Source organism: Variovorax sp. P4_D9 (assembly GCF_056401695.1).
The window spans coordinates 1-8,213 of sequence record NZ_JBFUIU010000399.1 but is presented as its reverse complement, the minus strand read 5'-3'; the positions used below and the strand labels follow the sequence as shown (position 1 = coordinate 8,213).

Sequence of the window (8,213 nt, the reverse complement as noted above, 5' to 3'; positions counted from 1 at the left end):
CTGCTGGTCATCTGGGATGGCTTGAAGGCGCACCGCAGTCGGCTGGTGCGCGACTATCTGGACAGCCTGGGCGGCCATATCCAGATCGCGTTCCTGCCGCCGTACGCGCCCGACCTCAATCCGGTGGAGTATCTGTGGGCCTGGCTCAAACGACATGCCCTGGCCAACTACTGCCCCAACGACCTCAGCGAGCTGCACACGACCGCGCGCAACAAGCTCAAGAGCGCTCAGAAGCGACCCTCGATCATTGCCGCCTGCTGGATGCAGGCTACGCTCTGGTAATGTCATGGGTTACGTAAAGATCAATAATTCAGGCGTTGAGCGACTGCTTTCCGGCAGCGAGTTCGGCAAAGCGAAGGTCAGCAGTGGGCCCGGAGTTCCATTCCGGCTGATTGGATAGCTGCCATTCGATGGGCCGTTGGTCGCAGAGGCGGGGTCCAGCTTGAGCGACGGCAACGGCTACGTCTGCACCGCCTTGAAACCGGCCGTCGATGCTGAAATCTCCATGGCGCCGGGATGACAGGAATCCGGTTTACAGCGTGAGTTCGCCGGGCGGCAGGGAAGGACCGCAAACGCTGCGAAGCCGCCCGTCGCCGAGTGGGAGGGCTGTTCGAGCCGTTTCGTGGAATTTCCTCCGTCCGTGCGGCGCGAACGTTGCGGCCATGCGAATTCCGGTGTTGGTCACAACCGCTAAGCGACGACATCGCTGCTGCCTCGCGGATCCGACTCAACGCGCCGTCTCGGCGGATGGATTTGCGCGGCACTAGATTGGCGGCATGGCTGCGGCTAGCTCTGTGATTTGGTCGCGAACCCACCCGACACCCGGGTCATCGTCGCGATAGCGGTGCCATTGCAGCACTTCGGTCAGCCTGGGCGTCTCGAGCGGCGGATCCAGAAGACGCAAGGGCATGGCCTGGACGAACTGCTTGGCCAGGCGGGTCTGGATCGTTGCGATCCGGCGAGTTCCGACGACGAAGCGCGGCATCAGCAGGAAGCCGTGCGCGACGATCTCGACGCGCCGCGTATTGCCATGTTGGTTTGCATACCACTGTTCGAACCAGGGATTGGTGCCTTGGTCGGCCTGATATACGACATGCCCCAACGACCGGTATTGCTCCAGCGTGATGCGTTCCTGCAGTTCGAGGTTCTGCTGGCATGCGATCACGTGATATGTGTCCTCGAACAGCACCGACTGCGGGTGCTCGGCCAGCGTGAGGTGTGCGGGTGTGATCAGGAAATCGACGCGGCCCTGGTCGAGGTCTTGCGCCATGCCGCTGTACGTAGGCCGCACATCGAAGGTTAAGTGCGGGGCCGTCTGTGCGATGCGACGGAGCACTTCGGCCAGCAGAACCTGCGTCACGTAGTCGGAGGCAATCAATTGGAAATGGCGGCGCGCCGTCGTCGGCTCGAACTCGGGCTTGACGCCGAGGGTGGCGTCCACCTGCAGGATGATGTTGCGCACCGGCTCGATCAGGCTTTCGGCCCGCGGCGTCAGCTGCATGCTGCGGCCCACCGGCACGAGCAGGGGATCTTCGAAGTATTCGCGCAGCCTCGACAGCACGCCGCTCATGGCCGACTGGGTCATGTGCATGCGTTCCGCCGCGCGGGTCACGTTGCGCTCGGCCAGCAGGGCATCGAGCGCGATCAGCAGGTTCAGGTCGATGCGCTGGTAACGCATGGGATGTCTCCGTCAGTACCGCGGCCATCTTAGCGAGGCGCAGGTATTGCGCGGGGCGATGGCAGGCATCGGAAGAATCCGTTGGTGCTGGCGCTGAGGCGCACCTAAGCTGCGCGCTCTTCAACACAAGAGCGGCATGGTCAAGAACAATCCCCTGCGGGGCTGGCAGGTCGATCGGGCATCGATCCGTCACGTCGGCCACGATCTCCAACGTCCCGAATGCATCCTGGCCGAGCGCAATGGAACGCTGTGGACGGCGGATGCACGCGGCGGCGCGATGCGCATTGCTCCCGGCGGCGAGCAGCGTCTGGTGGTCCCGCGCGTGTCCGCGGAGCCTGCTGCCGCGATTGACTTCGACGGCCGCTATGTGCAGAGCCACGGCTCGCTGCCCAACGGCATGGCCTTCCTGCCCAATGGCGAGATCGCTGTGGCGAATTGGGGCACCGACTCGGTCGACATCATGGACCGCGAGGGCCATGTCCGCCGTATGTTCGACCGCATCGACGGCCGGCCGCTGGGGAAGGCCAACTTCGTGCTGCGCGACCGGCCCGGCCGCCTCTGGCTCACCGTCACTACGCGCATGAACCCCTGGACCGATTCCATCAACGCCCGTGCGGCCGACGGCTGCATCGCCGTCATTGACGAGCAGGGCCCTCGCATCGTGGCCGAAGGTTTCGAGGGCACCAACGAAGTCCGGATGGACGCGGCGGAGGAATGGCTCTACGTGGTCGAAAGCAACGCCCGCCGGATCTCCCGGCTGAGAGTGCACCCCGATGGTTCGCTGGGCCTTCGCGAGGTGTACGGGCCGCAGAGGCTCCCCGGGTTTCCGGACGGCTTTGCCTTCGATGCCTTCGGCAACCTGTGGGTCACCCTGGTGATGGCCGACCGCCTGGTGGCCATCACGCCGGACGGCGAGTTGCTGACTCTCCTGGATGACGGCAACCCCGACGCCACGCGTGCGCTCGACGCCCACTACGAAGCCCGCACCCGCACCCCCGAGATCATSGCCGCGGCCTGCGGCAGGCTCGCACCCTGGATGGCCAGCCTGACCTTCGGCGGTCCGGACCTGCAGACCGTCTACCTGGGCAGTCTGCGCGGCACCACCTTGCCCAGCTTTCGCTCACCCGTGCCCGGGTTGGCACCCATCCACTGGAACGAAGACTCTCAAACATGAAACTCGCCACCCTCAAGAACGGCCGCAAGGATGGCCGCCTCGTCGTAGTTTCGACCGACCTTCGGCAGGCAGTCGATGCAATTCACATCGCGCCCACCTTGCTGGATGCGGTGGAGCGATGGGACAGCACGGCGCCCGACCTCCTTGCGCTCTACGGATCTCTCAACGCCGGCACAGCACCGGGTGCCTTCGACTTCGATCCGTCTCAGGCCGCGGCACCCCTGCCGCGCGCGCCCCAGTGGTGCGACGGCTCGGCGTTCCTGAACCACGGCCGGCTGATGGAAAGGGCCTTCAACATCGCGCCCATTCCGGACAGCGACCAGATTCCTCTGATGTACCAGGGAGGCTCGGACGACCTGCTGGGCGCGCATGACGATGTGCCGTTGCCCGACGAGGCGCATGGCATCGACTTCGAGGGCGAGTTCGGCGTCATCGTGCGGCAGGTGCCCATGGGATGTCCCGCGCCACTCGCGCGCAACCGCATCCTGCTGCTGGTGCTGATCAACGACGTCAGCCTGCGCGCCTTCGGTCCGCGCGAGATGTGCACCGGCTTCGGCTTTTTCCAGGCCAAGCCTTCCTCCAGCTTCGCACCCGTGGCGGTGACACCCGACGAGATCGGCGTGGCCTGGAGCGACGCACGCGTGCATCTGGACCTGAATGTGCAATACAACGGTGAGTGGTTCGGCAATCCGAACGGCCGGGAGATGAACTTTGGCTTCGACCAGCTGATTGCACACGCAGCCAAGACGCGCAAGCTCTCGCCCGGCACCATCATCGGCTCCGGCACCGTGTCCAACGCAGGCGGGGCCAAGGGCTCGGCGTGCATCGCGGAGCGGCGTGCCATCGAGCTGATCGAAAGCGGCGCCAGCCCGACGCCGTTCATGCACTTCGGTGACCGCGTGCGCATGGAAGCGCGCTTCGAAGACCGGCCCGTCTTCGGCGTGATCGACCAGCGCGTGGTGCAGTCGACCCCGCCGCAGGCCTGAGCAGGAGCCACTCGCACCATGCCTCGCTTCGTAGATCTGTCCATCTTCCTCGAGAACGACGTCCTTTCGGACCCGCCACCGCTCGCGCCCAAGATCACCTACCAGAAGCACGGCGACACCGTGCACGAGTTCATGCAACTCATCCCCGGCACCCGGCCGGAGGACTACCCGGATGGCGAGGCGGCGGCCGCCGAATGGGTGAGTCTGTCAACGCACAACGGAACCCACCTGGATGCCCCGTACCACTTCCATTCCACGCAGGACGCGAAGCTGGGCGGGAGCCGTCCTTCGATCACCATCGACCAGGTGCCGCTGGACTGGTGTTTCAGGCCCGGTGTGAAGCTGGACTTCCGGCATTTGCCGGACGGCCATGTCGCCACGGCCGCCGATGTAGATGCGGAGTTGGCGCGCATCGGCCATGCGCTGCAGCCGATGGAGATCGTGGTGGTAAACACCCGTGCCGGCCAACGATACGGCCACAACGACTACGTGTCGGCCGGCTGCGGCATGGGCTACGAGGCCACCATGTACCTGCTGGAGCGCGGCGTGCGTCTGACCGGCACCGATGCCTGGAGCTGGGACGCACCTTTCGCCTACACCGCGCGGCGCATTGCCGAGACGGGCGACACCTCGCTCATCTGGGAAGGGCATAAAGCCGGCCGCGACATCGGCTATTGCCACTTGGAGAAGCTGCACAACCTCGAGTCGCTGCCGGGCGATGGTTTCACCATCTGCTGCTTTCCGCACAAGATCCGCGGCGCCTCTGCCGGCTGGACCCGCGCGGTCGCCATCTTCGAGGACTGAGGATGCGCGTGCTGGTGACCGGCGCCGGTGGCTTCATCGGCGCGACCCTCCTGCAACTGCTTCATGCCCGCCGACGGGTCGGTGATCGGCCCCTCGAACAGCTGGCGACATGCGACACGCAATTGGCCGCGCTACCCGCGGGCGTGGTCGGGATCGAAGGGGACTTGGCCCACGCGCGCGTGCTGGAGCGCATCGCCGCCTTCGCGCCGGACGTGTGCTTCCATCTCGCGGCGGTGCCCGGCGGCGCCGCCGAGGCCGATCGGACGCTGAGCCGGCGGGTGAACCTCGACGCGAGCCTGGATCTCTTCGAAACGCTTGCCGTAGCGGCCGCAAAGCGCAGCGCCGTCAAAGGCCCGCCCATCGTCGTCTACGCCAGCACGATCGCGGTCTACGGCCATCCACTTCCGGACCTGGTCGGCCTCACCACGCCGACGCGCCCGCCGATGACCTACGGCGCCCACAAGCTCGCGTGCGAAATCGTGCTGGCCGACTACACACGCCGTGGCCTGCTGGACGGCCGCTCGCTGCGCTTGCCGGGCATCGTGGCGCGTCCGCGCGCGCCCTCGGGCCTGGTCTCGGCCTTCATGAGCGACGTGATGCATGCGCTCCGCGCGGGAGAAGGCTTCATCTGTCCGGTCGGGCCCGCCGCGACAGCCTGGTGGATGTCTGCGCGCCGCTGCGCACAGAACCTCCTGCATGCGGCGGTGATGGACCCGGGCGCCGGCGGTGCCGACGACGGGTCGCGCGCCTGGGTGCTGCCGGTACTGCGCCTGTCGATGGCCGAAGTTGTACAGACACTGTCGACGGTCTACGGCGTGGACGGCGACCAGCTGGTGCGTTGCGAGCCCCAAGCCGCAGTAGAGGCGGTTTTCGGCCGTTACCCGCCGCTGGACGATCGTGCGGCGCGCGCTCTTGGCTTGCGCGACGACGGCACGCCCGCCGCATTGGTGCAGCGTGCGCTGGAACCCGGCTTCGAGCTTGCCGAAGAGGACGAAGCATGGCGGTGATGCGTCCCTTCCCCATCCGAGCCCTGATTTTTTTCTCCCAGCACGGCCCCGCCGTCCAATCGATATGACACTGCAACACCCAACCCGACGTTCCCTGCTGTGCACGGCCGCTGCACTGCCGCTGGCATCCCTCGCCGCCCGGGCCGGCGCGCAAGCCGCCGCCTTTCCGACACGGCCCATCACCTGGGTCGTGCCCTATCCGGCGGGCGGCTTCGGCGATGCGCTGTCGCGCATGCTCGCGCAGAAGCTCTCGGCCAGCCTCAGGCAACCCGTGGTGGTCGACAACCGGCCCGGCGCCGGCGGCCAGATCGGTGCGAATCACGTGAAGCAGCAGCCCGCGGATGGCTACACGCTCTTCTACGGTGACCTCGGCCCTTTCTCGATGAACGCCGGCCTGTATCCCAAGCTGAGCTACGACACGCTCAACGACTTCATGCCGCTGACCCGCCTGCTGGTCTCGCCCACGCTGGTGATCGTGCCGGCCAACGGCCGGCTCAAGACCTGGCAGGAGGTCCTGGAGGCGGCACGTTCCGCGCAGGGCCTCAACTACGGCTCCTACGGCATGGGCAGCCAGCCGCACATCTGGATGGAGATGCTCAAGCGCGACATCAAGGGCAGCATGACCCACGTGGCCTACAAGGGCGGCGCCCCGGCGGTGCAGGACCTGATGGCCGGTCACATCGACCTGCTGCTGGACGTGACGCCCAGCAGCATCCCGCTGGTGCGGGAGAACAAGGCGAGGGCGCTCGCGGTGGTGGGCAGCGAGCGCCGGCTGCCGCAGCTGCCGCAGGTCCCGACCATTGGCGAGTTGGGCCTGCCGTCGCTCGACGTCCCGGGCTGGACCGGCGTCGTGGTGAAGGCCGGCGCGCCCGAGCCCATCGCCAACCTGCTGCACGACGAGCTGGTCAAGGCCGTGCAGTCGCCCGACGTGGTGCAGCGCTATACCGAGCTGGGTCTGGTCGTGGCGCCGAGTTCGCGGGCCGAGTTTGCCGAGCTGATCCGCACCGAGACCGCCCGCTGGGGCAAGGTGATCCGCGAGGTCGGGGTGCAGCTTGATTGAACCGACAGGGCCAGCGCTGTTCGGATTGCACGGCCAGGTCGCCTTGGTCACTGGCGCGGCCGGCGGGCCAGGCGATTGCCCGGACCTTCGCAGGGCAGGGGGCGGACCTGGTCCTGTCCGACCGGGCCGGCAGCGAGCTGGAGGCCCTGGCTGCGCAATGCCGTGAGTGGGGCGTGCGCGCGCGGACGGTGCTCGCCGACCTGTCCGATTCGCGCGAAGCCGCGAGCCTCGGCCCGCGCGCCCTCGAAGCCTTCGAGCGCATCGACACCGTGGTCTGCAATGCAGGGATGCAGGGTCCCGCAGGGCCGCTGCTCGACGTGGGTCGAGCCGATTGGAGCAAGTCTTCCAGGTGAACCTGGCCAGTGTGCATGCGCTGTGTGCCTCGCTGGTGCCCGGCATGGCTTCGCGCGGATCTGGCTGTGTCATCCTGATGGCCAGCATCGCCGCATCACGCGGTAACCGCGCGATCGGCCTGTACGGCCTCACGAAGGCCGCGCTGTCGCAGATGGCGCGCAACCTTGCCGTCGAATGGGGACCGCGCGGCGTGCGGACCAATGCCATCGCGCCCGGGCTGATCCGCACGCCGCTGGCGCAGGCGCTGCTGGACGACGAAGATTTCATGGCGCGGCGCCTGGCGATGACGCCCTTGCGCCGGGTGGGCGAGCCGTACGAGGTCGCCGGTGTGGCCGCGATGCTGGCATCGCCGGCCGGCGGCTTCATCAACGGACATACCCTCGTGGTCGACGGCGGCACGCTGGTGTCGGACGGAGGCTGAACCAGAAACCAGGTATGGCGCCAGCCCATACTTCGCATCGGGAAGAACCATTCGTCACGCGCCACCCGTCTGACTAGCATCGGCGCGGCCCATCGAGACAGGAGACACATGTTCAAGTACTTTCCAACCAACTACGTCTGGAATCTTTCGGTCGACCTCGCCATCGAGATGGGTGCACGGATCGGCGAGATCGAGACCATGTGCGCCCCCTTGCAGGAGGCCGCGCGCCAGCCCGATGCGGCCGCCTCGGCCGCCTTCCGCGAGAGCTGGAAGCGCATGGCCGACCAGCTCGGCGAACTCGCGGCCGAGGACGAGGCCCGCGGCCGGTTGATTTCCGCGGGCGTCGGGCGCGCCGCGACCTACCTGATCACCGCCGAACGCCTGCAGGCCCACGGCGCACCCGGCCGCGAGGCGCTATATCGCCGCTTCCTCGACACCTTCGAGCGCGGCGTGCGGTTGGCCGGCGAGAACTGCGAGCGCGTCGAGATTCCCTATGGCGGCACGCATCTGGCCGGCCTCTACGTTCGCGCCGAAGGCCTCGCGTCGGGCGCTCGCGCACCGATCCTCGTGCAACTGAACGGCCTGGATTCGACCAAGGAAATGAAGTACCGGGTCGGCCTGCCGCGCTGGCTCGCCCAGCGCGGCGTGGCATCGCTGGTGCTCGACCAGCCCGGCACCGGCGAGGCGCTTCGGCTGCACGGGCTCACGGCGCGATACGACAGTGAGCAC

7 protein-coding genes and 2 pseudogenes are annotated in these 8,213 nt (G+C 67.2%); 8 read left to right on the top strand and 1 reads right to left on the bottom strand.

Annotated features, from left to right (window positions below):
• Positions 1-282 (top strand): transposase (locus AC1DY5_RS32580; protein ID WP_478118213.1); only part of this gene is annotated, 282 nt, incomplete at its 5' end.
• A gap of 481 nt (positions 283-763) precedes the next feature.
• On the opposite strand, the gene AC1DY5_RS32575 is transcribed toward AC1DY5_RS32580, so the two are convergent.
• On the bottom strand, positions 764-1,678 hold the full coding sequence (locus tag AC1DY5_RS32575; protein WP_478118211.1) for a LysR family transcriptional regulator: 915 nt from the start codon (positions 1,676-1,678) through the stop codon (positions 764-766).
• A 136-nt stretch (positions 1,679-1,814) separates the two neighbouring features.
• On the opposite strand from AC1DY5_RS32575, the gene AC1DY5_RS32570 reads away from it, so the two are divergent.
• From AC1DY5_RS32570 to AC1DY5_RS32540, 7 genes and pseudogenes are all read left to right on the top strand, one after another.
• Positions 1,815-2,852: an SMP-30/gluconolactonase/LRE family protein gene (locus tag AC1DY5_RS32570; protein WP_478118208.1), complete on the top strand. Its 1,038-nt coding sequence runs from the start codon at positions 1,815-1,817 to the stop codon at positions 2,850-2,852.
• The gene (locus AC1DY5_RS32565; RefSeq protein WP_478118205.1) at positions 2,849-3,838 is read left to right on the top strand and encodes a fumarylacetoacetate hydrolase family protein; all 990 of its coding nucleotides are present in this window, start codon (positions 2,849-2,851) and stop codon (positions 3,836-3,838) included. Before AC1DY5_RS32570 ends, AC1DY5_RS32565 begins: the two co-directional genes overlap by 4 nt.
• An 18-nt stretch (positions 3,839-3,856) precedes the next feature.
• On the top strand, positions 3,857-4,642 hold the full coding sequence (locus tag AC1DY5_RS32560) for a cyclase family protein (RefSeq protein WP_478118204.1): 786 nt from the start codon (positions 3,857-3,859) through the stop codon (positions 4,640-4,642).
• A 2-nt stretch (positions 4,643-4,644) separates the two neighbouring features.
• Positions 4,645-5,649 (top strand): NAD-dependent epimerase/dehydratase family protein, encoded by a 1,005-nt coding sequence (locus AC1DY5_RS32555; RefSeq protein WP_478118202.1) that lies wholly within the window; start codon positions 4,645-4,647, stop codon positions 5,647-5,649.
• Positions 5,650-5,713: 64 nt separating this feature from the next.
• Positions 5,714-6,709 (top strand): Bug family tripartite tricarboxylate transporter substrate binding protein, encoded by a 996-nt coding sequence (locus AC1DY5_RS32550; RefSeq protein ID WP_478118200.1) that lies wholly within the window; start codon positions 5,714-5,716, stop codon positions 6,707-6,709.
• Positions 6,706-7,484 (top strand): annotated as a pseudogene (locus tag AC1DY5_RS32545) (SDR family NAD(P)-dependent oxidoreductase). The gene AC1DY5_RS32550 and the pseudogene AC1DY5_RS32545 overlap by 4 nt, the downstream one beginning before the upstream one ends.
• Before the next feature lie 108 nt (positions 7,485-7,592).
• Positions 7,593-8,213 (top strand): annotated as a pseudogene (locus tag AC1DY5_RS32540) (alpha/beta hydrolase); the annotation flags it as partial.